21 protein-coding genes are annotated in these 23,825 nt (G+C 68.8%); 14 read left to right on the top strand and 7 right to left on the bottom strand.

The window, feature by feature from the left end:
- Positions 1–480: 480 nt before the first annotated feature.
- From OOK07_RS42270 to tpg, 4 genes are all read left to right on the top strand, one after another.
- Entirely contained in the window at positions 481–1,053 is a 573-nt protein-coding gene (locus OOK07_RS42270) for a hypothetical protein (protein ID WP_266801846.1), read from the top strand.
- Between the two features lie 65 nt (positions 1,054–1,118).
- Entirely contained in the window at positions 1,119–1,505 is a 387-nt protein-coding gene (locus tag OOK07_RS42265; RefSeq protein WP_266593270.1) for a hypothetical protein, read from the top strand.
- Between the two features lie 16 nt (positions 1,506–1,521).
- Positions 1,522–3,570, top strand: a complete 2,049-nt coding sequence (gene tap, locus OOK07_RS42260) for a telomere-associated protein Tap (RefSeq protein WP_266801845.1) — start codon at positions 1,522–1,524, stop codon at positions 3,568–3,570.
- 6 nt (positions 3,571–3,576) lie between these two features.
- The gene (tpg, locus tag OOK07_RS42255) at positions 3,577–4,131 is read left to right on the top strand and encodes a telomere-protecting terminal protein Tpg (RefSeq protein WP_266801844.1); all 555 of its coding nucleotides are present in this window, start codon (positions 3,577–3,579) and stop codon (positions 4,129–4,131) included.
- A 76-nt stretch (positions 4,132–4,207) separates the two neighbouring features.
- Here the strand turns inward: tpg and OOK07_RS42250 are convergent, their stop codons facing one another.
- The 4 genes from OOK07_RS42250 to OOK07_RS42235 form a co-directional block, all read right to left on the bottom strand.
- Positions 4,208–4,597, bottom strand: coding sequence for a hypothetical protein (locus OOK07_RS42250; RefSeq protein ID WP_266801843.1), 390 nt, complete (start codon positions 4,595–4,597; stop codon positions 4,208–4,210).
- 205 nt (positions 4,598–4,802) lie between these two features.
- Entirely contained in the window at positions 4,803–5,663 is an 861-nt protein-coding gene (locus OOK07_RS42245; RefSeq protein ID WP_266802321.1) for a helicase associated domain-containing protein, read from the bottom strand.
- A 37-nt stretch (positions 5,664–5,700) separates the two neighbouring features.
- Positions 5,701–6,357 carry a zinc-ribbon domain-containing protein gene (locus tag OOK07_RS42240; RefSeq protein WP_266802319.1) on the bottom strand — a complete coding sequence of 219 codons (657 nt, stop codon included), beginning with the start codon at positions 6,355–6,357 and terminating at the stop codon, positions 5,701–5,703.
- Positions 6,358–6,479: 122 nt separating this feature from the next.
- Entirely contained in the window at positions 6,480–7,544 is a 1,065-nt protein-coding gene (locus OOK07_RS42235; RefSeq protein WP_266801842.1) for a hypothetical protein, read from the bottom strand.
- 179 nt (positions 7,545–7,723) lie between these two features.
- Here OOK07_RS42235 and OOK07_RS42230 point away from each other — a divergent pair, with 179 nt between their 5' ends.
- The 4 genes from OOK07_RS42230 (at position 7,724) to OOK07_RS42215 (ending at position 10,956) form a co-directional block, all read left to right on the top strand.
- On the top strand, positions 7,724–7,987 hold the full coding sequence (locus OOK07_RS42230; RefSeq protein WP_266801841.1) for a helix-turn-helix transcriptional regulator: 264 nt from the start codon (positions 7,724–7,726) through the stop codon (positions 7,985–7,987).
- A gap of 169 nt (positions 7,988–8,156) precedes the next feature.
- Positions 8,157–9,020: a DUF6083 domain-containing protein gene (locus tag OOK07_RS42225; RefSeq protein ID WP_266801840.1), complete on the top strand. Its 864-nt coding sequence runs from the start codon at positions 8,157–8,159 to the stop codon at positions 9,018–9,020.
- Entirely contained in the window at positions 9,017–9,499 is a 483-nt protein-coding gene (locus OOK07_RS42220) for a hypothetical protein (RefSeq protein ID WP_266801839.1), read from the top strand. Before OOK07_RS42225 ends, OOK07_RS42220 begins: the two co-directional genes overlap by 4 nt.
- Positions 9,496–10,956 (top strand): UvrD-helicase domain-containing protein, encoded by a 1,461-nt coding sequence (locus tag OOK07_RS42215; RefSeq protein WP_266801838.1) that lies wholly within the window; start codon positions 9,496–9,498, stop codon positions 10,954–10,956. Before OOK07_RS42220 ends, OOK07_RS42215 begins: the two co-directional genes overlap by 4 nt.
- Positions 10,957–11,133: 177 nt before the next feature.
- Here the strand turns inward: OOK07_RS42215 and OOK07_RS42210 are convergent, their stop codons facing one another.
- Positions 11,134–12,471, bottom strand: a complete 1,338-nt coding sequence (locus OOK07_RS42210; RefSeq protein WP_266801837.1) for a glycosyltransferase family 4 protein — start codon at positions 12,469–12,471, stop codon at positions 11,134–11,136.
- Positions 12,472–13,035: 564 nt separating this feature from the next.
- On the opposite strand from OOK07_RS42210, the gene OOK07_RS42205 reads away from it, so the two are divergent.
- Positions 13,036–13,677 carry a hypothetical protein gene (locus tag OOK07_RS42205; protein WP_266795180.1) on the top strand — a complete coding sequence of 214 codons (642 nt, stop codon included), beginning with the start codon at positions 13,036–13,038 and terminating at the stop codon, positions 13,675–13,677.
- A gap of 28 nt (positions 13,678–13,705) precedes the next feature.
- On the opposite strand, the gene OOK07_RS42200 is transcribed toward OOK07_RS42205, so the two are convergent.
- Together OOK07_RS42200 and OOK07_RS42195 are read right to left on the bottom strand one after the other, a co-directional pair.
- Positions 13,706–14,827 (bottom strand): IS630 family transposase, encoded by a 1,122-nt coding sequence (locus OOK07_RS42200; RefSeq protein ID WP_323182926.1) that lies wholly within the window; start codon positions 14,825–14,827, stop codon positions 13,706–13,708.
- Positions 14,828–14,938: 111 nt separating this feature from the next.
- Positions 14,939–16,537, bottom strand: coding sequence for an IS1634 family transposase (locus tag OOK07_RS42195; RefSeq protein WP_266679595.1), 1,599 nt, complete (start codon positions 16,535–16,537; stop codon positions 14,939–14,941).
- Between the two features lie 172 nt (positions 16,538–16,709).
- Here OOK07_RS42195 and OOK07_RS42190 point away from each other — a divergent pair, with 172 nt between their 5' ends.
- From OOK07_RS42190 to OOK07_RS42170, 5 genes are all read left to right on the top strand, one after another.
- Positions 16,710–18,926, top strand: a complete 2,217-nt coding sequence (locus OOK07_RS42190; protein ID WP_323183035.1) for a CaiB/BaiF CoA-transferase family protein — start codon at positions 16,710–16,712, stop codon at positions 18,924–18,926.
- Positions 18,923–20,452 (top strand): AMP-binding protein, encoded by a 1,530-nt coding sequence (locus OOK07_RS42185; protein ID WP_266801836.1) that lies wholly within the window; start codon positions 18,923–18,925, stop codon positions 20,450–20,452. Before OOK07_RS42190 ends, OOK07_RS42185 begins: the two co-directional genes overlap by 4 nt.
- Before the next feature lie 106 nt (positions 20,453–20,558).
- Positions 20,559–21,242 carry a dienelactone hydrolase family protein gene (locus OOK07_RS42180; protein WP_266801835.1) on the top strand — a complete coding sequence of 228 codons (684 nt, stop codon included), beginning with the start codon at positions 20,559–20,561 and terminating at the stop codon, positions 21,240–21,242.
- Positions 21,243–21,355: 113 nt separating this feature from the next.
- Entirely contained in the window at positions 21,356–22,675 is a 1,320-nt protein-coding gene (locus OOK07_RS42175) for an aromatic ring-hydroxylating oxygenase subunit alpha (protein WP_266801834.1), read from the top strand.
- 29 nt (positions 22,676–22,704) lie between these two features.
- Positions 22,705–23,808, top strand: coding sequence for an acyl-CoA dehydrogenase family protein (locus tag OOK07_RS42170; protein WP_266801833.1), 1,104 nt, complete (start codon positions 22,705–22,707; stop codon positions 23,806–23,808).
- Positions 23,809–23,825 lie beyond the last annotated feature (17 nt).

The raw sequence follows: 23,825 nt of genomic DNA, 5'->3' as shown, positions 1-23,825 counted from the left end.
CAGCCTGCTCCGATCACCAGGGATCCCTGACATGACTTCTGTACCCGGCCGATTGGAAAGAGGCCAGTACTCCTGGCAGCTGGCCCGACCAAGCCCGCCCTGGTGCCGACCCCCGCACCGAGCACGGCCAAGACCGCGATCGATGACGCCATCAAGGCCGGCGGTATGACGTGCCTTCATGGAGACGCCGACGCCAGCAGGACACTCGCCGCGCTCCGCAGCACCGCACGCGAGCAAGTGATCTGGGCATGGCTCGGTTTCCGCTCGTACGCACCCTGCGCGAAGACCTCTTCCGCGCCCTGAGGATGGACGGGCCCGTGCCCCGCAAGCAGCCGAGGTGCTGATGGAAGTCCGATCGAGCGCGGCATCACGTCACACGACTTACTCCGGGGGCGCCATGAGCGACCTCGTGCCACATGCCGGTGAACAGCGCACATGCTCATTCCGGGCAGCTGTATCACAGCGGCGCTGGCAGATGCCGTGAATCCCATCAACGCTCTGGGAGAGACGAGCGTCGACCTTCTGGTGTGCGGGCCCGGCCTGCACGAGCCACCGTCATGGGATCTGCTGTGTACTCCGCGGCGTCCGCCCGTCAGGGTGGTCGTCGACAGCCGTGATGACGTCGGATTCACGCGTGCTGCCCTGCAGATTTACAACCCGGCGGCAGGTCACCTGGTGGTCCATCCCGCTGAGCCCCACCGTGAGCGACAGGTGTGGGACGAGCTGAGCCAGGCCTTGGGGGAGGGGCCACCGCCTCCCGAGGGGGCCTCACTGGTTCATGGGAAGCGTGAGCACAAGGCTGCCTACGCCGTGGCCCGGACCCGGGCCGCCCGCACGGTGACGTTGCTGCGCACCCATCTCATGCACATGGGCATGTGGACCGACCTGGTCCATCTGCACCGCACCACCCGGGTGGCACTCATCCTGGTCCACCACGCCGAACTCCCCGAGGACCTCAGGCATCTGCTGCAGCACTGCGACCACCAAGTGACCGACACGATCGGGGGCATGAGGACGCTTCACTGCGTCCCGCAGCTCGGTGTATGCCCCTGAACACCACCCATACTCAATGAAACAACAATACGTTGTTTCATTGAGTAATGAGGTAAGCTGGGCACATGGCACATGATGCTCGCGATGAAGCCCGGCGGCGGTTGTCTGCCCTCGCGGAGGGCCCAACCGCTCAGTGGGGTCCGGCGCGCAGCCTGGAACGCGATGCCGTCCTGCTGGGGCGGCTGCTGATGACTGCCGCCAACTACCAGCAAACCGGCGGCCGTGCGGCGGACGTGACCCCGGATGATCTCGGTGCGGCGCTTAGCTTGTTCGAAGACATGCGGCATCAGCTGGACCGGTTGGAGTCCCAGGTGGTCATCGAAGCCAGGCGCCGTGACATGGACTGGCGTCAGATCGCGCAGCATCAGGGGCTGAACTCGCAGCAGGCTGCTTCGCAGCGTTATCAGCGGCTGATGACCCGCCTCGAAGAGATCCGCCAGGGCGTCAGGTAAGAAGGGGAAAGCCCAGATGACGGACCAGCCGCAGGAACTGTTCGCCGCTGTCGACTCGCTGCTTGCCGCCGTCGACGACGGTACCGTGCTGCCTTTGCCGGCCGAGCGGGTAAGACTGCGTGAGGCGGCCGGGCTGACCCGGGCCGCCATCGCCCAGGCGCTCGGTACGCGGGTGCCGAGCATTGAGGCGTGGGAGGCCGGCCGGTCCGAGCCGACGGGGGAGCGCCGCGAGGCATACCGCCATTTGCTCGAGGGGCTTGCTCAGCGCCATCCCGCCCCCTCGCCCTCCAGCCGGCCCGCAGCCCGACCGAAACCGCCTTCTGCGCCCTCGACCCAGAACACACCGGCGCCGACGGCACGTCCTGCTCGATCGAGCGGACCAACGCGTGCTGCCGACGCACGGTTTCCCAACGGGCCGCTGGCGGTGCTGGACGGGGACGGCACCGCCTACTGCCTGGGCGGGGTGCTGCTGGAGTGCCCCGCGGCCACGATCCCGCAGCTGGCTGACTGGGTGGTGCGTCAGTCCGGGCTGGGCGCGGAGAGGCTGCACCGGCACGGCAAGGACTCGGACCCGCTGATCGTCCTCACCGCTCAGGCAACTGCCCGCTTCGGCCTGCCCGCGGAGCTGGAGGACCGCCGGGGCCTGCGCCTGCCCGACGATCATCCCGTGGTGCGTCAACTCGCCCGCGCGAAGTGGAAGCTGACGCGCCGTGGGTTCGGCCTCTGGCCGCGTATCTACCGGCCGGCCCAGGACGGGCGCCGCCAGTGCGTGCAGCTCGCCGTCCTGCCCTGGGGCGCCCTCGACGCCCGTTCCTGGGGGACAGCCGACCAGCTGGAGCCGGCTGAACTCGCCCGCCTGCTCGGCACCTACGCCACCCGCGTGCTCACCCCGTGCGGCTCCACCGCAGTCACCGGACTGGAACTGATGACCGCGCTGCGCCCGCCCACCCGCGCGGTGAAGGACTCCGCCACCGGCAGCTGGGTGTCCGGCCCGATGCCCGGCTCGCTGACGGAAGCGGTGGAGTGCGCCCCGCCCGAGGCCCCCGACGGACATCCGGCCGTCGCCGCCCTGTATCCCCGCTTCCACCAGCGCACCCCCGACCAGATGCTGGACGAAGAGGCCTACCAGTGGGCGAGGCCGCTGACAGACGAGGAATGCATGAAGCCCTACGTCGTCGGCATCGACGTCAACATGGCCTTCGCCGCGGCCGCCAACCGGCTGACCGTCGGCCTGTCCGCCCCCGTCCACGTCCACCGCCCGGCCTTTGACGCGAAACTGCCCGGCTCCTGGCTGGTCGACCTCTCCCACATCCGCCTCGACGAGCGACTGCCCAGCCCGTTCACCCCCCACGGCGAGCCGCCCCAGGGCCCGGCCTGGTACGCCACCCCGACCGTCGCCTACGCCGTCGAGCTCGGCTACCCCGTCGCCCCCCTCGAGGCCTACCTGCGCTACGAACACGGCCCCTACCTGGACGCCTGGTACACCCGGCTACGGGACGCCTACGTCGCCACGATGGCCGGCCTCGGCGTCACCCCGGGCATGCCCGAAGAGCAGTTCCTGGCCGCGATGGCCGGCTACCAGCAGACCGATCCCGTCCTTGCCGCGGTACTCAGCGCCGTCAAGGCCACCGTCAAGGGCGGCATCGGCAAACTGCGCGAGCGGGCCCGCAGCGGCGGCTGGCGGCCGGGCGAGGCGTGGCCCGCCCTCGCCCGCCCGACCTGGCGCCCCGACATCCGCGCCGCCGTCATCGCCAGCGCCCGCACCAACATGCACCGCAAGATGCTCAAGCTCGCCACCCACGCCGGCCTGTACCCGGTCGCGATCCTCTCCGACTGCGCCGTGTACGCTTCCGACGGCCCCAGCCCCCTCGACTTCCTGCCCTACCAGGACGGCAAGCCGCTGCCCGGCGGCTTCCGGCTCGGCGTCTCACCCGGGATGGTCAAGCACGAGGGCACCCAGAGCGTGCTGTGGGCAGAGGGCCTGCTCGAGGAATACGGCCCGGATGTGAACATCGCCCGGCACATCAAGACCGGCATCGTCTCCGGCCAGGACGAAGGGGAGTAGGCACCGATGGGCATCCTCGCCGACAGCCTCGACAAGGCCGACGCCGCGCACTTCACCCGCCCCCTGCCGAAGTCGGCCCAGAAGCAGATGCAGTACCTGGTCAAGCAGACCAAGGGCACCCAGGCCGCAGCCGCCCTGCTCGGCGTCACCCAGCGCACCGTCGAGCGCTACCTCACCGGACAGTTCAAGCAGCCCCGCCGCGACCTCGCGGAACGGCTCGCCGACGAGGTCCGCAAACGGTGGCAGCCCCGGGTGCGCGAGAGGGCAAAAAAGCAGGCCGCCACGACCGGCGGCATCGTCATCGACACCCGGGCACGCTTCGGGTTCACCGCAGCCCCAGGCACCACCGACGACCCGCGGCTGCGGCCCATCACTCAAGGCCTGCCGCCTGCCTACGCCGCACGGCTCTTCGACGCCCACGCCGCCGGAGCCGCCGAGCAACAGCTCCAGGACATCGTGGCCGAAGGACTTCAGGAGATCTACTTCAAGGACCGCGGACGGCGCGCACACGGCCTGCTGGTGGACTTCACCGACATCGACTACCTCGACGTCGACTACTGACCGGGGCGGTGCTCCTTCCGCGCGCTCCGGCATCTTGAGTCAAAGCGCGATGGTTGTCACATAGGCAGGCTTGTTGTCACCTTCGAGGTTGGGCGCCGGAGTCGGGGGTGTCGGCCGGCTCCATGGTGGTGGGTCGGCGTCCGCCGCAGCAGGCCACCACTACTGTCGCCGTGGAGTTCAGGAAGATCGTGAGCCAGGATGATCTGTCCACCGCGTCGATGGATCCGATACGAAGCGGCTCTTCCCCGGCTCGCCGAAGGATGTCGACACTGTCGGCCAGGCCGTCGATCGTGTGGCCACGTTTCAAGGAGTGGTGCATTCGACCCCGGAAGACGCCCGCGTGCCGGTTGGCCGGGACCAGGCCGTCCCAGACGACGAAGCCAGCCCCGGCGATCAAAGCGTCGCGTGCAGGCCCGCATGCCGGAGTCTGTTCGCGGAGCATGGCGATGAGGTCGTCGCGAGTCACACTGCGCGCCGGCGACTGGAAGACCAGTGATCGGCTATGTGAGACAACTCCAGCGCCTCTCTGGTGACAGTCCGACTGCTTCAACCTGGTTTCTTCGCAGGCTATCCGGTGCCGTCGGTGACAATTACCGAGCCTCGGCACACATCTGCGCCTGAGTGCTCAAGCAACTGGGCGTGATAGACGGCCGGTACGCCCCGCTACCGGTTCAGGGGAGTTCCTCCCCGTAGCGGGCGAGTAGCGTGCGCAGTTCGTCGGCCCTGGCATCGTCGCGACCCTGAAGGCGGTTTTTCTGGTTGCGTTTCCACCGGGCGAGCGTCTTCTCCTGCTCGCTGCCGAGGGTCAGGCTTGGCCGTAGGTGGCCGTGGTCTGTGCCGAAGTCCGTGAGCTGCTGGAACATCGCCTCCCACTGATCGCCGCGCTGGTCCCATGTCCATCCCGCCAGCGCCTCCAGATCGACCTTATGCGCATCCGGGAGCCTGCCACGGTTGGTGCGCCAGGAATTCAGCCAGACTCCGATGGGGTGGCCGTTCCACTCTTCGCGTTGCTTGATGGAGGCGACAGGCCGGCCGGTGGTGGTGACGAATTGCTGCATCACCTGAACCTTCGTCGTGTGGCTGTCACCGAAGGGAGTCCAGGACCAACCGGGTATCCCCTCCAGGGCCTTGAGCTGGTCGTCCGGCAGGTCGCGGCCGTGCGCGACCAGATCTTCTCGCCGACTGCGGAGGTTGTTCGCCCACACGGTGGCCTCGCGGCCCGGCATCGCGTTCTCGCGCTCGTCCGGATCCGTGGCCTCGGCACGCTGGAGATAGGCACGGTATCGGGACCAGAAGCCGGCTTCGTGCGCGGTGCCGCTGGACCAGGTGGGGAGGGTGGCCAGCCGCTCGGCCCGATCCGGCCGCAGGCGTCCCTGGCGCTGCAAGCCCCTCTGCTTGCGGCTCCATCTGCCCAGACTCCGGCCGTCGACAGCCACATCATCGGTGGGGTAGCAGTGGCCGGCATCGGCGGCATAGGCCACCAGGGCCTCGAACATGGAGTCCCAGGCATCGTTGTGCGCCGTGTACTCGATCTTCAGCGCCTGCTCGCCGATCCGTTCGCGGATCCATTCACGCGCCGTCGCGGCACCTTGCGGAGCGCCAAGGGCCCGGTAGCGCTCGGCTGCAGCAGCATCGACCAGGCCGAGCTGCGCCAGGTGGGACGTCGGCTGCGGCCTCCTCGGGCTCGGCGACGAAGCCGACCACGACGTCATAGGCGCTGTCGAGGAGGCTGAGAGGGTCCTCACGGATACGCACCACGGTCCAGCCGGCGGAGCGCAGCCGCTGGGACTTCATGCTGTCCTTGCGCCGTGAGTTGGCGGTCCCGTGGAAGTAGGAGCCGTCGAACTCCAGGACGAGACGCAGGCTGTCGGCCTCGACGACCATGTCGACATGCTCGACGCGGGTGGTACGTATGGCGCCACGGCTGGGGTCGATGGGAAGGACAGTGCTGAGTTCCGCCTTCAGGCGCAACTCCTGCGCGGACGTTTTGACCAGGCGGCAGTCCGGGCAGCCAGTGCCATAGCGCTTGCGGAATCCTCCCGTACGGTTGCCCACGACGGCTTCCCACCCGTCGTGATCGTCAGGGAAGTCCGGGCAGCGCCACCAGACCTTCCGGCTGGCTCCTACCGTGAGTTCATCCGCCGTGATTCCCGACTTCTCGGCGTCCAGCGTTGCGGCCAAGTCCGGCTTCACCGTCGACAACCGGTTCTTGTCCGTGATCTGCACGCTGGCCAACGCCCTTTGCCCTCCACGCGAGCGGTCCCTTTGCGGTCCGCACCACGGCCACCATAGGTGCTGCCCCTGACGAGGGGCGGCGCGATCTTCCTGTCCTCTGCCCGGAGCCGGCCTCAACACCGCGGTGCCTGGTGGCGGCGGGGCCGTACCGCAGGGCGGGCTCGTGCACGAGGTTGGGGCAGGTGCCAAAGCACCTCGTCGGTCTCCCGGTTGTGGTGCCAGGCTCCCAGTGTGCGGGTGGTCACCAGCCGGTCGAGAAGCTCTCCGGTCTGCTGCGGGTTGTGCCCGCACAGGCGGGCGAGGACGTCCATATCGGCGCTGTGTTCGGCATCGACGGACGTGTGTGCGGCCAGCACCAGAGCGGTCAGCCGCAGGGCGGGCGGCGCGGCCGGCAAGGCCAAGGGGGCGGGGCGCAGCGCCCAGTGGGCGGCGCGGCAGCGGGCACGGCGACCGGGCGCCTGGTCCAGGACCGCGGCATCGAGCAGCCGCACCTGCACGGGCACCGGCCTGACGGCTGGCGGCTCCAGCCAGCCGGCGTGGGCCAGCTCCTGCCACAGCTCCCGGTGCCCGCCCAGGCGCATGCCGCGCAGCAGACCCGTCGGCAGCCGGACATGCCCGCGGCTGTTGGTGCGCAGGGCACATTGCAGGCCCAGCAGTCGGGCGGCGGGGGAGGTGAACCGGGGCAGCGCGGCGCCGAGGTAGGTGAGCATCTCCCGCACCCGCAGCCGCTGGTCGGACTCCGCCCGGAGCCCGACCAGCGGCTGCGGCGGCGTGCAGGCAGAGGGAAGCGGCCGGGGAGAGTTGACCAGCGTGTCCGGCACCACGGCGGTATGGCTGGTCGCCGCCGCGCAGGCCGCACAGGTGTCGGCCAGTCGCCAGGTGCGGCCGCTGCGGTCGCGGGTGAGGGCCAGTAGCACCGGCCCGCCGCATCCCCGGCGACGCGGATGCCACAAACAGCCCTGTACCCGGCACTGGCAGCTGCGCAGATACGCCGGCAGTGCGTCGGCGCGGGCATGGCAGGCCAGATGTGCCAGGGCGGCGGACCGCGCGGAGGAGGCCGTAAGGGGAGAGGTGTGGGCGGTGCAGGAGGGGCAGACGAGCGTGGGGCCGCCCGCCCGCGGACGCAGCTCCACTGTCCAGATGCGCCGCACTGCGGCATGCGCGCCACCGAGCCTCATGGGCTGGTCGTCCTCCTGTCCGTTCGCGCCGTGGCGGGGGCTCACCGTGACAGGCCCCCGAGACGGACGCACCGTAGTGCAGTTTCCCGCACTGCGAAGCTCGCTTCACCCGCTCCGCCCCGGCGAAAGTGCAGAAACCCGCACTGACGGGGCAGGGGTCTGCACCGTCGGATGGTGGGGTGACGATCTTGCCGCCCGACCCCGACCTCACTGCGCTGCGCGTTGTGCTCGCGCGCCTGCGGGCCGAGCGCGGCTGGACCTTCGACGAACTCGCCGACCACAGCGGTCTGGCCCGGCGCACCCTCATCGACCTCGAACACGGCCGCACCACCGGCAGTGTTACCACCTGGCACGCCCTCGCCCACACCTTCGATGTGCCCATCGAGCACTTCCTGGGCGCCCTGTGCGAGGACCACATTCCGCCCGGCGCGGCCCGTTCCTGAGCCCTCACTCCGTCCCGTCGTGCACCACGTCATGAATCACCCGATCAGGCATCAGGCATAGAACAACCATCCGCAATAGCGCTCATGCGTGCGGGATCGTTGGGCTGGCCGTGGCAAATCCCTCCGACACGCTGCTCGCGCCTGCGTGTCGCCTGGCACGGTCCCTGCCATGTGCCTCACTCCCGCCCCTGCCGGCCGCCACTGGGACGGCAGCCCCCGCGTCACCCGACACCCCCGCTCCTTGCGGGTGACCGCCACCAGCACCAGCCGCCCGCTGCGCGCTGGCCAGCACGGCCGCTGCCGCCACTGCGGCAACCGCATCGACCTCTACCCGCGTACCGACCAGCGGCCCATCGCCCTGCACCCCGCCGAACTGACCGCCGCTCAGGTCCCCGAATCGTGTCGCTGGCACCTGAGCGGCGGTATCGCCCACCCGCACGGCGACGGCGGCGCCTGGTGCCGCATCCCGCACGCCGTGCTCTGCCCGCGCCGCACCCCCACCTGCCGGATGAGCCCCTGCCTCGAGGCGGCCCGCCGCCAACTCGCCGTCCGTACCCGCCGTCTGACCGACACCGGCGCCTTCACCCCTGCCCCACCCCCCGGCGGCAGCGCACCCGGCGCCGACACCGACGGACCTGACCGTCCCGTCGTGCAGTTGCTGCTGTGCCGCTACGTTGCCGAGCGCCCCGTCGAGAGCCTGCGCTGCGTGGCCCAGACCCGCCACCGTCACCGCTGCGCCAATCCGGTCCTTGCCCCCACCGGCCCGGCCGGGACCTGGAGACTGCTGCCCACCGGCCCCCAGCGAGGCCAACTCGCCCTGCCCGACACCCTGATGGCCGTCTACGACCTGGGCCACTTCCCCTACAGCGAGCAACTGCGCTGGCGCGCCCAGCACTGTCCCACACACGCCGCCGCCCCAGGCGTCGCAGACCTCGCCCTGGCCGGATGGCAGCCCTTCGACCCCCTCCTGCACGCGGCGCACATCCACACCCGCCTGCCCCACCCCCGGGCCCGCCGGCACGGCAGGGGATGACGATGCCGCATCACGCCCTGGAAATCGTGCTCACCCGCCCCCTGTCCCCGGCGGCCCTGCTCCGCGCCGCCCGCGTGCTGCCGCTCGCCGCCAACCACGACGCCACCCGTCTGATGACCCTCGTATCCGCCAAGACCCCCCACCGGGCCGCCCGCCGGCTGCGCCACCGGCTCGGCGCACGGCTGCCGATCGACGTGATCACCACGCACTACCCGGACGCAGACCACAAGGTGCTGCTCAATGTCGCCTTCCCGCCCGCCACGCACGCTGTCCTCACAGCCGATGCCCGCCGTGCGCAGCAGACTCCGGAGCGGTACGTGGAACTGGCCCTGCACCGCGTCCTGGCCGAGCACGCCGACCAGGAGATCGACCGCCTCGACCACGCGGTACGCCAGCTGCTGGCCCACACCACCCCCGCCTACCTGCTGTCCGCCGTCGGACACGCGCTCACCCGGCTTTCCGAGAGGCCCACGCCATGAAACCGACCGACGAACAGACGGCAGCAGCCGACGCCTTCCACGCCGGCGACCACCTCGCCCTGCAGGCAGGCGCCGGCACCGGGAAGACCACCACCCTCGCCCTCCTCGCCCGCACCACCACCCGCCGCGGCCGCTACCTCGCCTTCAACCGGGCCATCGCCCAGGACGCACGAACCCGCTTCCCGAACACCGTCCAGTGCAAGACCGCGCACGCCCTTGCCTACGCGGCCATCGGCCACGGCTACACCCGCCGCCTGAACGCACCCCGCCGCCCGGCCTGGCAGACCGGCCAGGCCCTCGGCGTCACCAAGGCCATCCGCATCGCAGAGCACGACATCTCCCAAAGAGCCCTCTGCCACACCCTGCTGCGCACCGTGGCCAGCTTCTGCCACACCGCCGACGAGGCCATCACCCGCCACCACGTACCCCGCCTGCGCGGCCTGGAGAACAACGATCTCCACACCCAACTCGCCGCCCACATCGTGCCCTTCGCCCGCAAAGCCTGGAGCGACCTGCACAACCCCGACGCCGGCGCGGTCCGCTTCGACCACGACCACTACCTGAAAATGTGGGCCCTCACCCAGCCCAGGATCGACGCCGACTTCCTGCTGCTGGACGAGGCCCAGGACACCAACCCCGTCGTCGAACACATCTTCCTCAGCCAGCGCGACCACGCCCAACTCGTCATGGTCGGCGACTCCGCCCAAGCCATCTACCACTGGCGCGGCGCCAAGGACATCATGACCGGCTTCGACGGCACCCAGCTCGCCCTGTCGAAGTCATTCCGCTTCGGCCCCCACCTCGCCGAGGAAGCCAATCGGTGGTTGGCCATCGCCGACGCTCCCCTCCGCCTGACCGGCACCGAGACCGTCCCCACCGAACTCGGCCCCCTCACCCGGCCCGACGCGGTGCTGTGCCGCACCAACGTCGGCGCCATGTCCCACGTCATGGGCCTGATGACCGCCGGATGCCGGGTGGCGCTGGCCGGAGGAGGAGACAGCCTGCGCACCCTGGCACTCGCCGCCCGCGACCTCAAAGAAGGCCGCCACACCACCCACCCCGAACTGCTCCTGTTCCCGTCCTGGGGCGAACTGCAGGACTACGCCGCCCACGACCCGGCCGGCCGCGACCTGCAGCCCCTGGTCGACCTCGTCGACACCCACGGCACCGACGCCATCCTCACCGCCGTCGCTCAACTCGCCCCCGAGCAGCACGCCCAGGTGACCGTCTCGACCGCCCACAAGGCCAAAGGCCGCGAATGGCCCCGCGTGAAAATCGCGGACGACTTCACCCCACCCCAAGATTCCGACCAGCACGACGACGCGGGCCAGGCCGTACCCGGTCCCATCGACGACGGGGAGGCCCGCCTCGCCTACGTCGCCGTCACCCGCACCCGCACCCGCCTCGACCTCGGAGGCCTGTCCTGGATCCACGACCACCCACACGGAACGCCCTGACGTGTCCCCGGCGAAGCCGCCTTTAGCGTCAGGGAAAGGCAAACTGGAAACGAAAGAGTGTTTCGTCCTTCACGTGCTCCCGCAACGCCTGTCGGCCCGCTTCGGCGACCGCGATGTCCTGGTCACCTCATCGACAGATGCCTGCCGAGACCGGACTGTCACTCACCCCCAACGACGTCATGAGTTCAAGCTCAGTAGATGTCCGTTGCGCAGCCACCTGAGGATATCGCTCTCGCTGACGCTGGTGCGTTCCTTCAATGTCTCTACGGTTGTGCTGGCCAGGATAAAGGGAAGGCATTCTTCGAGCCGCTTGTCCATGGCGTATCCGCTGTAGTCGTTGTAGTAGCCGGAATCAAGTGCTGCGGCCCACGGGGGTATGCGCAGTCGTGTGCCCGCTGCCACGGGGACTGACACGCCTGTGAATGGGCCCTCTCTTGCCTCTGCATGGTCGAAAAATGCGTGACTGTAACCGTCCAGCATCCGTTCGAAGCCGAACTTATCGCGAAGGTGATCTTGGAGGGGTGCGCCCGTGCGTTCACGGCGCCCGAGTACCTCGACCAGCTGGTCGGCGGCGGCTTCCACGTCGGTCGGATCCACTTTGCGCGCGAGCTCCTCCGGTACGGTGGTCCTGTATGCGGCGACTCGGGAGGTGATCGCTGGCGTCCCCGAGAGCATAGATTCAACATGTACATGTCCGAATGCCTCAGGGAAGGTCCCGATAGACAGGGTCGCTGCCCCCAGCGCGTAGTAGTTACTCATGTCGTGTCTCGGAACCCACGAGTGCAGGTGCAACTTATCGGCAATGCCGAGTTCGGCGGCCTGCCGAAACACTGTCGGATACGGCTCTCCCAAACCCTCTATCCCCTGTCCAGGTTCGAAGTCCTCCCAGACTGAGACGAGCAGCCGGACCGAGCGGAACTGGTCTGCGTGCAATCGTTTGCGGAGGAGTTGCACGACAGCCAGGCTCTCGAAGATGCCCTTCGTCGGATCCGGGCGATGCGGATAGAGAATCGGCAGTGCGTCCTCCGGTAGTCGCAGCCGGTCACGCATTTGGTTGACGTTGCCTGGCCGAAAGCGTGGCTCCTGAAAGCCGGTGTTCACGACCCGCAAGGCATTATCGCCAAGCGTTCGGAATCTACGGAGAGCCTCTTTGATACAGTTGCCTACATAGTCCGAATTTGCCACGAGTCGGGCATCGCCCGACTGTATGACCCCCGCCAGGGTATGCGGGTAGAACAGGTCAAAAACTCCTCGCACCAATGGTTTTCCGCTTGCGATGAATTCGAAGCGGAGATTGGAGTCGTGGACGTAGACGGCATCACTCTCGTCGGCTCCGCGCCGTAGGATATCGATGATGCGTGCAAGATGGTATATAGGTGCCTGATAAGGATCACCTCCATCCATGTTGAACGGGAGCACGGGTCGGACTGTCACGCCGGGCCAGAGTTCGAACTCGTCGGCGTGGCTACGGTGCTGTCCGCAGTACACCACTGTGCGCACGCCGATGTCACTCATGTGTTTTAGCAGATCCAGTAGGACTGCTTGCGAACCGTCGTTCAGATAGCCGGGGATCAGGGGACGGGTCTGAAATACCATCAGGCGCCGTCCGCGGTAAGGGGAGTCCAAGCTACTCACTGCGGCCTCGGAATCATTCGTCGGTCCATTGCAGACTCTCCGCGAAGGAGACCTCGGGTTCCCGTTCTAGGGCATGCTGAGGCAGGAATATATCGGGTTGATGCCTGCTGGGATGGTCCGTGGGCCTGGGAACGGACTGAAGCGGAGAGGCAGAGCATGCCAGCTCCTTCACTGGTGATCGCGAGGTCCAGCAATCGTCGTCTCATGTGGGTTGTCGATGGCTCTCTCCCTGCTGGCCTGACGGCACGTGGACGCTCAGCGGGCTTGGACGAGCGGAACCGTGGCGTCCATGCGCGGCACAGTTCGCCAGCGTGCGAGAGATTATGTTACCGGATCGCTTCGCCACAGTGGCTAGTGCTCTGACCGCATACCTTCGCCGGGTTGAGCGGGTGTGTGGCCATTGATGCCGGCTACCTGGCCGTGGCATCCGCCTATGCTCGGCTCGTGCAGCCGCTTTCCGACAGCAGCAATCCGTTGGTCACGGCGTTCCCAGCCGAGCTTGCAAGCGATGCCGAGGCAGTCCTGGCGGTGATGCCTGATTCTCGGTTCCCGCCGCATGCCTCGTTCTCGGTCGCTGTAGAGGGCCAGCAGGTTTTGATCCCCGGCCGCCTCTACAACGGCGAGCCGCCAACTGACGCGGTGGCGTCGCTTTCGTCGCGCCAACGGCAGCTTCTGCACTGTCTGTACTCAAGGCACTGCGACGGGGTGGTCAGACAGCGTCATCTGGAGAAGGTCGTTGGTTCCACGGACCCATGGGTCGTCCCCTTCGTCGTGCAGCTGGTTGGCGAGTACGTCTTGGAAATCCTGGTGGTCATCTGCGATGAGCTCCGTGGCCTCGCCACGCCCGGCACCTGCGGCCACCTCGCTTACGGGCAGTTCATCGTGGACAACCCGGCCTTCTTCGCACGCACGCAACGGCGGGTCGTGAGCTACTGGAACTGCTACTACCGGGGCACCTACGCGAGCTTCCGGGGCTACCCAGGGTGCACTCTTCTTGACCTCCTACGGTCCGCTGCCTCCGACAGAGCAGGGCGTCCCTGGCCCAACCTCGCTCCAGTCGGCGCCAGCGTGGACGGCTACTGCTAGGACTCGGCCGGGAAAGATATCCGGCCGGTCAAGCGGCATCGGCGAGGGGACGTCCGCCCCAACGGATGCCCTTCTCGCTGCGGATGCGAGCGCGCTCGCGGCGCTGGGCTGCCAGCACGTCGGGGTGACGGGCATTCGCGTTGCGCCAGCGCAGATAGGCGTGCAGGGCCCGGGTCTGCACGGTGTGGTTGCGGTGGTTGGAGTTCGCGACGGTGAACTGCCGCAACGGTCCGAAGTGCGCCTCGATCGGGTTGGCCCAGGACGCGTATGTCGGCGTGAAGCACAGCTCGACGCGGTTCTTCTTCGCCCAGCGGCGGATCGTCTCGCCCTTGTGGGCGGACAGGTTGTCCAGGATGACGTAGATCGGGGCGCCGTCCGGGCGGGCGGCCCGGATCGACCTGAGCGCGGCCAGGGTGTTCGCGGCCCCCTTCTTCCGGCGGTTGACGCCCCAGAGCGTGTCGTCGCCGACCGAATAGCAGCCGTGGAAGTACCTGACGCCGTGGGTGCGGTGGTAGGTCGCCGGGTGCCGCTCGGGATGACTGGCGGGAGCCCAGCACGCACCGCCGGTGGGGCGGATTCCGAGCGGGCCGAACTCGTCGAACGCGAAGACCCGGTCCGGGAAGCGGTCCAGGACCTCCTCGATCCGGTCCAGCTTTGCCTCGCGGTCGGGGTCCGGGGACTCCTTCCACGTCTTGGTGCGCTGGAAGGTGATGCCGCGGCGGGCGAGCAGACGGCGTAATGCCTCGCGACCGATGCGGATGACCCGCCCATGGACTTTCCGCAGGTAGGCGGCGAGTTTGCGGATGGACCAGCGGGTGAAGGGCTGGCCGAGCTTGGTCGGGCGGGTGGTGGCCGTCTGGACGACGAAGTCCTCGTCGTCAGGACTGAGCAGGCGGGGACGGCCTCCCGCCCACCGAGGGTCCAGACAGGCCAGGCCGATCTCGTTGAACCGGTGGATCACATCCCGGACTGTGTCCTCGTCGGCCTGCACCAGCTGGGCGATCACCGGGACCCGGTTCCCGCCAGCCGACGCCAGTAGCATCATCGCGCGTCGGAAGCGCACCGAACTGGTGCTGCCCCGGCGCACGATCTGCTGCAGCTTCTGCCCCTCCTGGTCGGTCAACCTGCGCACGCGGACAGGCTCAGCCACCGCACCCCCAGCACTCGGATCGGACGTCACCGCACATCCAACCGCCCCGACCACCAACCCGGCGAACCAATGTGGTCAGAGCACTAGCCCTGTACTTCGCGGGTCGCCGTTTCAGGTCATTGGCCAGCGGGTTTGAGTGACTTCGATGCCGAGGAGGTCGAGGAGGTGGAGTTGGACTCCTCGGGTGATCTGGACGGTGGGTGGATCGGTGACGTTGCCGATCCGCAGGGCGAGTTCGCTCAGGTGGTAGAGGATCATGCGGCCGGTGGGCCGCACCCGGCGGTTGTCCGGGTAGAGGCCGACCATCGTCTGCTCGGGGCCCAGGGCTTGTCTGACCTGGCGCTCGATCAGGCTGAAGACCAGCAGGGCCAGGCAGATGACCTGGATCAGGGCGGCGACGCGGTGGTTGTGCTGCACGAACAGCGGGGTGACCGCCAGGGGGCCCTTGAAGTCCGCGTAACGGCGCTCGACCGATCCCTGGCCCTTGTACTGGATCAGGACCTGGCCCGGGTCGGCCTGCTCGGGGGTCAGCGCCGTCAGCAGCGCGTACCAGCCGTCGGCTGCCGCCTCGTCGTCCAGGACCTGATGGTCGAAGTGCCAGGCCAGGGTGGGCCTGCCGTTGTCGTCTTCGCCGATCTCGGTGCGCAGGCAGGAGGCAACCCGCCGGGTCTTGGCGATCACGCCGATACGGGCCGCGATCTTCTCGGCGGTGTTGTAGTACCTGCCGCCGGCTCCGTGCTGGACCTTGTCCAGGTCCTCGGCCGCGCGGGTGAGGCGTTTGGTGCGGGCGGCCTGCTGGCCCGCAGCGTTGCCGGTGGAGTGGACCAGGATTCGGCGAACGCTCAGGACCGGGTCGCGCCTGCGCGGACCGTTCAGGGTGTGAACGTCCTCCAGTACCCGGTAGACCTCGCGCTGGGCGGGGTCCTTGCCCGCGTCGCGGTCGGGCACCCAGTCCACGACAGTGGCGGCCTCCAGGTCCAAGGCGGCATAGAAACCGTCCTTGACCTGAGCCGCCGGGACCGGGGCGATGAATGCCGTCCTGGCTGCCAGCAGTGCGGCGACGTTCGGGTAGGAAACCAGCTTGGAATCGGCGACCAGCAGGAACTCCCGTTCGCCGGCCAGCTTCTGCAGATCCTTCATCGCCCCGACGACCTGGGACACCTCGGCCGCGCCCCCGCCGAAGACCCGGGCGTGGACCGGGATGCCGCCGTCACCGGTGACCGCGAGCCCGGCCTGGACCTGCTTCAGGTCCACCCGGCGGTCCTTGGGATGCCCGTGCTTGATCACCGGGAACGCGTCGTCCTGATCTTCCAGCGGGTAGGCCCCGTGGACGGACATGGACGTCATGTCCCAGTGCAACCGCGACACGTCGATGCCGAACTCGGTGATCGCCCGCGCGCCGACCGTGCCCGCGAGTTGCTCCAGCTTCGGGGCGATCGCATCCAGTGCCCGCGCGAGGCGGTCGTCGTTGAGCAAGCCCGCCTCGATGCCCAGGACCTCCTCCACCGCCCAGGTCCGGGCCCAGTCGCCGACCCGGAACAGCGGTATCGGCGAGGTCAGCCGGTTCGCGACCAGCGCCTCGATGACCTGCCCGTGCGTCAGGTGCGCGCTCGGCGCGGACGGGCACAACCCGTCGACGATCCCCGCCACGTCCAGCCGGCGCAGAAACTCGGCAGCGACAGGCAGAGCGCCCAGACGCTTCTCCACCACAGACGTCACCACGCACTCAAGGCGCTGACGCTGGGACCGAGGCCGCGGGGACCGGGAAATCATCGACACACCCGGCTAACGCCCACAGCCCCGACCCGGATACGACCGAACCCTCTACTCCAACCGATTCAACGACCCGCGAAGTACGGGACTAGCCGATGTCGGCGCCCGCGTGGTGCGCCTTGAGCCGCGTGCCGGCGAACGGCCGACGGCGCAGGACGCCGGATACGAGGCCTACGTGAGTCATCTGCACCAGGGCAAGCGCGTGGTGCGGTGCGACTCCGATGAACTCGCGGACGCCAGGACCGCCGTCGCCCGGCTGGTGCCGGAACTCGCGACCGGCCCGGCCGTCGTGATCTGCGACGACGACCTGCCGGGATTCCGGGCGCTGGCGGAAGCCCTGCGCAGGGAGAATCCGCGGCTGGTCGTGGTCACCGTTTCCGACTACGGGCTCGACGGCCCGTTCGCCAAGTTGCCGGCGACCGAGTTCACACTCCAGGCCGAGGCCGGCCTCACCGTGCTCCACCCCAGAGGGGACCGTGCGCCGGTCGCCAGCGGCGTGGAGTTTGGCGAGCTCACGGCCGGAGCGTGCGCGGCCGTGGGTGCGGTGTCAGCGCTGTTGAGCACCGAGGCCGGGGCGGCCTCGGCGATCGACGTCGACGTCTCGCGTTTCGAGGCGCTGGTCGGACTGCTCCAGTTCCCCTGGCTGTTCTCCCAGCTCTCTCCCCACACGCGCTACCCGATCCCGCAGAACCCCGTTCCCGGTGTCGAACGCGCGAAGGACGGCTGGGTGTGCGTCGTCGCCGTCACGGACGCGCAGTGGAAGGCGTTCAAGGAGATGGCGAGGGTGCCCGAACTGGACGACTCCCGGTTCGACATGGTCTCGGACCGGCTGTACAACGGCACCGAGATCACCTCGTTGGTCCGGCGGTTCACCGAGCGCCACACGGTCGAGGAGCTGACCGAGCTCGGTGTGCTCCACCGTGTGCCCGTGGTCCCGCTGACCTCGCCCGACACGGTCGCCGAGCTGGCGCCGTACGCCGAGCGGAACTCCTTCGTACGGCATCCGGAAGCCGGCTTCCTACAGCCTGCACCGCCGTTCCGGATCTCGCGCCCGAGCGTGCGGACTCCCGCTGCGGCCACTGCCGAGGCGGACCCCGCGCAGCCTCTGAAGGGCCTGCGCGTCGTGGAGTTCGGCACCTTCCAGGCGGGGCCCCTGGCCACGGCCCATCTCGCCTCCCTGGGCGCCGAGGTGATCAAGGTGGAGGCGGTGAACCGCCCCGACGCCATGCGCTTCTCGGGCAATCCCATGACCGTGAACCGCTCGTGGGAGCGCGCGGGCCCCTTCCTCGGCCCCAACATCGGCAAGCGGGAGGTCACACTGGACCTCTCCGGCGCCAAGGGCCTGGACCTGGCAAAGCGGTTGATCGCCACCGCGCACGTGGTGCTGGAGAACTACACGCCTCGCGTGCTTGACGACCGGGGACTGGACTTCGACGGTATGCGCGAGGTCAACCCGGACCTCATCGTCGTCCGCATGCCCGCATGGGGGCTCACGGGCAGCTGGCACAACCGCCCGGGGTTCACCTACACCGCCGAAGCGGCCGCAGGGGTCACCCAGATGACCGGGTACGAGGACGGCGAACCGGTTGTCACCGGCACGGTCACCGACCCGTTCTCCGCGCACCTGGCGTCGTTGGTACTGCTGACGGCGATCCGGCGGCGCCGCCGTACCGGCGAGGCCGTGTGCGCGGAGCTGGCGCTGGGCGATGTCGCCATACAGCTGACCGCCCGCCCGGTGATCGAAGCGTCGGCCACTGGAGAGCCGCGCACACGTGCCGGTAACAGATCCCCGCTCGCGATCCCGCAGGGGATGTACCCGTGCGCCGACGACGACTGGATCGCGATCTCCGTCACGACCGACGCCCAGTGGATAGCCCTGTGCCGTGTCCTGGGCCGCGACGACTGGGCCGCCGACGCGGAGTTCGCGACGGCCGAAGGACGCCGCGAACGGCATGCGCAGCTCGACGACGGCCTTGCCCACGCGTGTGCCGGGGAGCCCGCCGAAAAGATCGTGGCGGCCCTTCGTTCCGCGGGGGTGCCCGCGGCCGTCATGGCCGTCGGTCTGGATCTCGCCGACCACCCTCAACTCGTTCATCGGCAGCGGCCGTTCCCGGTGCACCATGCGGTCGCCGGTACGGTGCGACACCTCGCACCGGCCATGCGCTTCTCCCACGCCCCCCGTCCGCCGGCCGTGGGCCCCGCCCCGCTGTTCGGCCAGGACAACGAGGCCGTGCTGACCGAACTCGGGTGCACCGAGGCGGAGATACGGGAGTTCGCCGAAAAGCGTCTGGTGGGCGACAGCCCGTACGGAATCACGTACAAATGACGCACATTCCCGAAGATACGGCCGCACTTGCGGCGATCTGCCGCACGTGGGCGACACGCACACCCGAAGCTGCCTGTCTCACCTACGACGGTGTGACCCGGAACTGGCGCGAGGTGTACGAACGCAGTTGCCGTGTCGCACAGGGGCTCGCCGGTTCCGCGCCGGGTGCGGGAGAGCGGGTGCTCTACCTGGGCCGCAACAGGCCCGAGTTCTTCGAGGTCCTGTTCGGTGCGTCGATGGCGGGTTGGGTGAGCGTCGCCGCGAACTGGCGGCTCGCCCCGCCGGAGTTGCTCTTCGTGGTCAACAACGCGCGCCCCAGAGTGCTGTTCGTCTCGGAGGATCTCGTCGGCAAGCTCACCCCCGTCCGGGACGAGCTTACGACGGTGGAAACCGTCGTGGTCATCGGGGACGAGACCGACGACTACGAGAAATGGCTTCTCTGCCGGGACCCGCAGGAGCCCCCTGCCGTGACCACGGACTCCGATCCCGCGTTCATGATGTACACCTCCGGCACGACCGGAGTGCCCAAGGCCGCGCTGTTCGACGGCCGGGCCCTGCGCGCGACGTTCAGCGCCGCCGGCGTCATGGGCGTCACCCAAGAATCCGTTCTGCTGGCGGCGCTTCCCCTCTTCCACGCCGCAGGGCTGAACACAGCGATCGCGGCACTGGCCGTCGGGGCCCACTGCGTGCTGTCCGCCGATGCCAAACCCCGCTCGGTGCTGGAAGTCGTGGAACGCCACCGGGTGACCACGACCATGGTCGTGCCCGCGGTTCTGCAGGCCCTCCAGGACGAGGACGTCGACCACTACGACCTCTCCGCCCTCGACACCATCGCCTATGCCGGCTCTCCCATGGACCCCGACCTGCTGCGGACCTGCCTGCGCCGCTTCCGCTGCAAGTTCCTCCAGTTCTACGGCTCGACGGAGACCATCGGCATCACGGTGCTGCCTCCCGAGGACCACGATCTGGCCGACACCGACGGCAGACTGGGCTCGGCCGGGCTCCCACTTCCCGAAGTGACGGTACGGGTCGTCGATCCCCTGACGGAGAAGGACGTCGCCGAAGGCGTGGTGGGCGAGGTCTGGGCGAAGACACCGACGGCGATGTCCGCGTACTGGGAGGCCCCGGAGGAGACGGCACATGTTCTCGCCCCGGACGGGTTCCTGCGCACCGGCGACGCCGGGTTCCTGCGCGGTGGCTATCTCCATCTGTGCGACCGGCTCAAGGACGTCATCATCACGGGCGGCGAGAACGTGTACCCGACCGAGGTGGAGCACGTCCTCTCGACTCACCCGGGGATCGCCGAGGTCGCGGTGATCGGGGCCCCCTCCCGCCGGTGGGGCGAGACGGTGCGGGCCGTCGTCGTACGGGCGCCCGCACAGCCCTCGCTGACAGAGGGCGAGGTCATTTCGTACGCCAAGGAATACCTCGCGGGCTACAAGAGCCCGACCGTGGTGGATTTCGTGGCGCAGCTCCCGAGGAACGCCTCGGGAAAAGTACTCAAGAGCAAGTTGCGTGAGCCATAGAACGTGGCCGCCATGGAGGTACATGCGCATGGACATCGCATTTCCGCGGATCGAGCCGAGTGTTGCGGAGGACTCGTTCAGGCATGGATCAGGTAGGTCGCTGCCGGTGGCCCGGATCGAGCTCGGCGGTGTCCCGAGAGGCGCGGCGATCGTGCTCTGCGACGCCGGCGCCCTGGAACGGGACGCCGCCGGGTTCATGAACGGACTGGCCGAGCACGGATACGAGTCCGTCGCCGTCGACCTGTCGCCCACCGGTGGCGACCCGACCGGCACGACCGACCGGGATCTGGTGAGCGACGTCGCCGTGCTGTTGGGGCGGTTGGGTGAACGCGGCTGGTCGCCGGTGCAGGTGGGCCTCGTCGGCTACGGCTTCGGGGGCCGGACCGCACTCTTGGCCACCGCCGAGTTCGCACTCGGCGCGGCGGTGAGCATCGCCCCGTCCGGAGTGGCGGACGCATGGTCCGACGCCCTGCCGCCGCTGACCCAAGTAGCCCGGCACGTCCGGACGCCGTGGCTCGGACTGTTCGGTCAGCAGGACCCCGGTGCCCCTGCGGACGTCCTGGCCAGGCTGGGCTCGTACCTGGGCGGCTCGCCGGCCCACACGGAAGTGGTCACCTATCCGGGCGTCGCCCGGGATTTCTATCGCGACGCCCGCGAGACCCTGGCGCACGTGGCCTCTTTCGACGCGTGGCAGCGAACCATCGAGTGGCTCGATCGGCGCGTGGTGCCACGGCCCACGCCATTGGCCGCGGAATGGCAAAGACGTGTCGCAAGCGCGGCCCGCGCGTAATTCCTTTCACTTCTGTGAATTCGACGCCCCGGTTCCAGCCGCCGGAACCGGGAGGAGCGCCACATGCAGCTCCACGGCACGGTGCCATTGGGACAGGAAAGGACGGACTACAGGTGTCTGAATACATCGAGGTCGACCAGGAAATTCCCCGCTTCAGGGTGAACCGGAAGGTCATGACGGATCCGGCTGTGTTCGCCGTGGAACGCGAGCGCATCTTCGACCACAGCTGGCTCTACATCGGTCACGAGACCGAACTCGCCAAGCCCAACGACTACGTCACCCGCACCGTGGCCGGCCGGCCACTGATCTTCGCCAGGGACGCCCAGGGGAAGGTCAAGGTCTGGGTCAACTCCTGCCCCCACCGCGGTGCGATGCTGTGCCGTGAGCCGAAGGGCAACGCTCGCTTCATGACCTGCTTCTACCACGGCTGGAGCTTCAACAACTCGGGCGAGGTCGTCTCGATCCCCGACGACGCGGGCTACGGGGCCGGCTTCGAGCGACCGGGGCTGGCGGCTCCCGCGAAGGTCGGCTCCTACCGCGGTTTCGTCTTCGTCAGCTTCGATCCGGACATCGTCGATCTCCCCACCTACCTGGCGGGCGCCAAGGAGTACCTGGACCTGGTGTCCGACCAGTCCCAGGTCGGCATGAGGGTCCTGCCGGGCACGCACGAGTACTCGGTGAAGGCCAACTGGAAACTCCTGACGGAGAACAGTTACGACGGCTACCACCTCGTCTCCACCCACCAACGCTATCTGGAGATGATCACCGCCGCCCACGGCAAGGCCGACATCTCCTTCGCCTCGAACTCCATAGCCGTCAACCTGGGCGGTGGCCACGCCGTCATGGCCGGCACTCCCGCGAGCGGCGCCGCGCTGGGACGGCCGCTGTCCGAGGAGGCCAAACACGAGAAGGCCGAACACTTCGAGCGGCTCCGTCAGACGCACGGCGACGCGTGGGTGGAACGCATGGGCGGCACCCGCAACCTGGTGATCTTCCCCAACCTGGTGGTCATCGACCTGGTCATGGGCGTGCTGATCCGCAGGATCGAGCCCGTCACGCCTGACTACATGGAAGTCAGTGCCTGGCAGCTGGTGCCACCGGAGGAGGGCGAGGAACTGCACAGGCAGCGCCTGGACAACTTCCTCACCTTCTGGGGTCCGGGCGGACTCGCCTCGCCCGACGACGTGGAGGCACTGGAGACGTGCCAGCGGTCCTACGCGGCCCAGCGGGAGCTGCCCTGGTCCGACATCTCCCGCGGGATGCACACGCCTCACAAGGGGATGAACGGCGAATACCAGATGCGCACGTGGTGGCGCCGCTGGCACGAGCTGGTCACGGGGGAGGCACTCCCCGAAGAACCGCAGGCCCCGCTTCCGGACTTCTTCGCCGGACAGAGGCAGCGGCCGGCCTCCGCGACCGCAGAGGCCAAATAGCCCCTCCAACCGAAAGCAGAGAGTCGATCATGGATCTGCAGCCCACTGAAGAGCATCTCGCCGTCGCCGAACTCACCCGCGCCATCGGACTCGACGTTCTGGCCCCCGCAGCGCGGAAGGCGGAGGAGGAACGAGCCGTACCGGACGACGTGTGGCGGACCCTGGTGGACACCGGTCTGACCATGCCGCTGTCGGAGGAACTCGGCGGCGGGGGGATTCCGGACACCGTGACGCAGATGATCGCCATCGAGAACCTGGCGTACGGCGATCCCGGTATCACGATGGCGGCCTTGTGGGGTGGCGCTCCCGCGCTGCTGCTGTCCCGTCACGGTTCGCCGGAGCAGACCGCCGGCCTTGCCCGCCTGAGCGAGGACCCCAAGGCCCGCGGCGCCGTCGCCCTCTACGAGGGATACGGGCGTGGCCCCGAGGACTTCACCACCACCATCAGCACCGCGCCCGACGGAACCGTGCGCGTCAAGGGCCGCAAGGTCGCCGTAGCGTTCGCCGAGACGGCCGACCCCCTGATCGTGGTGGGCCGCGACGCGGACACCGGGGCGCTGCGCGCCTCGCTCGTGCCCGTCTCGGCCGCCGGAGTCAGCGTGCGGGGAACGGCACCCGGCCTCGCGCTGGACGCCGCCGCCCTGGCCACCGTGTCGTTCGACGTGACCTTGGCGGCCGCCGCGGCGATCGACGGCGAAGAACTCGCCGGAACCGTGCACCGCCTGCGTCTGGCCCTGGCCGCGGCTCAGGTGGGCACCGCGACGCGCGCGGTGGAGTACGCGTCGGCCTACGCCACCGAGCGTGTCGCCTTTGGAAAGCCGATCGCCGGATTCCAGGGCGTCGCCTTCCCGCTGGCCGAAGCGCTGATGCGGATCTACGAAGTGCGCGCTGAAGTGTTCGAGGCGGCTGTCCTGGTCGACGCGGAGCGGTACACCGAGGCCGCACCCGCCGTTACCCGAGCCGTGAACTACGCCAGTGAGGTGGCCGCAGAGGCGACGCGGACCGCCGTACAGACACTCGGCGGCCATGGCTTCATCGACGAGCACCCGGTCGAGCAGTGGTACCGGAGTGCGGCAGCGCTCTCCGCCATCGACTTCGACCCGCTGCGGTCGGCCTTCACCCCCGCGCTCTGAGCGCCCCACAGACCCGA

Origin of the sequence: Streptomyces sp. NBC_00078 (assembly GCF_026343335.1) — a bacterium.
GTDB lineage: Bacteria > Actinomycetota > Actinomycetes > Streptomycetales > Streptomycetaceae > Streptomyces.
Note: the sequence above shows the minus strand (reverse complement) of the source record. Positions and strands in the feature narration are given on the sequence as shown.

What these genes read in the sequence shown, in the direction of transcription:
- OOK07_RS42220 (WP_266801839.1), top strand. Translation starts at nt 9,017, where the DNA reads ATGACGATGCCGCATCACGCCCTGGAAATCGTGCTCACCCGCCCCCTG.
- OOK07_RS42215 (WP_266801838.1), top strand. Translation starts at nt 9,496, where the DNA reads ATGAAACCGACCGACGAACAGACGGCAGCAGCCGACGCCTTCCACGCC.
- OOK07_RS42235 (WP_266801842.1), bottom strand. Translation starts at nt 7,544, where the DNA reads ATGAGGCTCGGTGGCGCGCATGCCGCAGTGCGGCGCATCTGGACAGTG.
- OOK07_RS42265 (WP_266593270.1), top strand. Translation starts at nt 1,119, where the DNA reads ATGGCACATGATGCTCGCGATGAAGCCCGGCGGCGGTTGTCTGCCCTC.
- OOK07_RS42185 (WP_266801836.1), top strand. Translation starts at nt 18,923, where the DNA reads ATGACGCACATTCCCGAAGATACGGCCGCACTTGCGGCGATCTGCCGC.
- OOK07_RS42210 (WP_266801837.1), bottom strand. Translation starts at nt 12,471, where the DNA reads ATGAGTGACATCGGCGTGCGCACAGTGGTGTACTGCGGACAGCACCGT.
- tpg (WP_266801844.1), top strand. Translation starts at nt 3,577, where the DNA reads ATGGGCATCCTCGCCGACAGCCTCGACAAGGCCGACGCCGCGCACTTC.
- OOK07_RS42170 (WP_266801833.1), top strand. Translation starts at nt 22,705, where the DNA reads ATGGATCTGCAGCCCACTGAAGAGCATCTCGCCGTCGCCGAACTCACC.
- tap (WP_266801845.1), top strand. Translation starts at nt 1,522, where the DNA reads ATGACGGACCAGCCGCAGGAACTGTTCGCCGCTGTCGACTCGCTGCTT.
- OOK07_RS42225 (WP_266801840.1), top strand. Translation starts at nt 8,157, where the DNA reads ATGTGCCTCACTCCCGCCCCTGCCGGCCGCCACTGGGACGGCAGCCCC.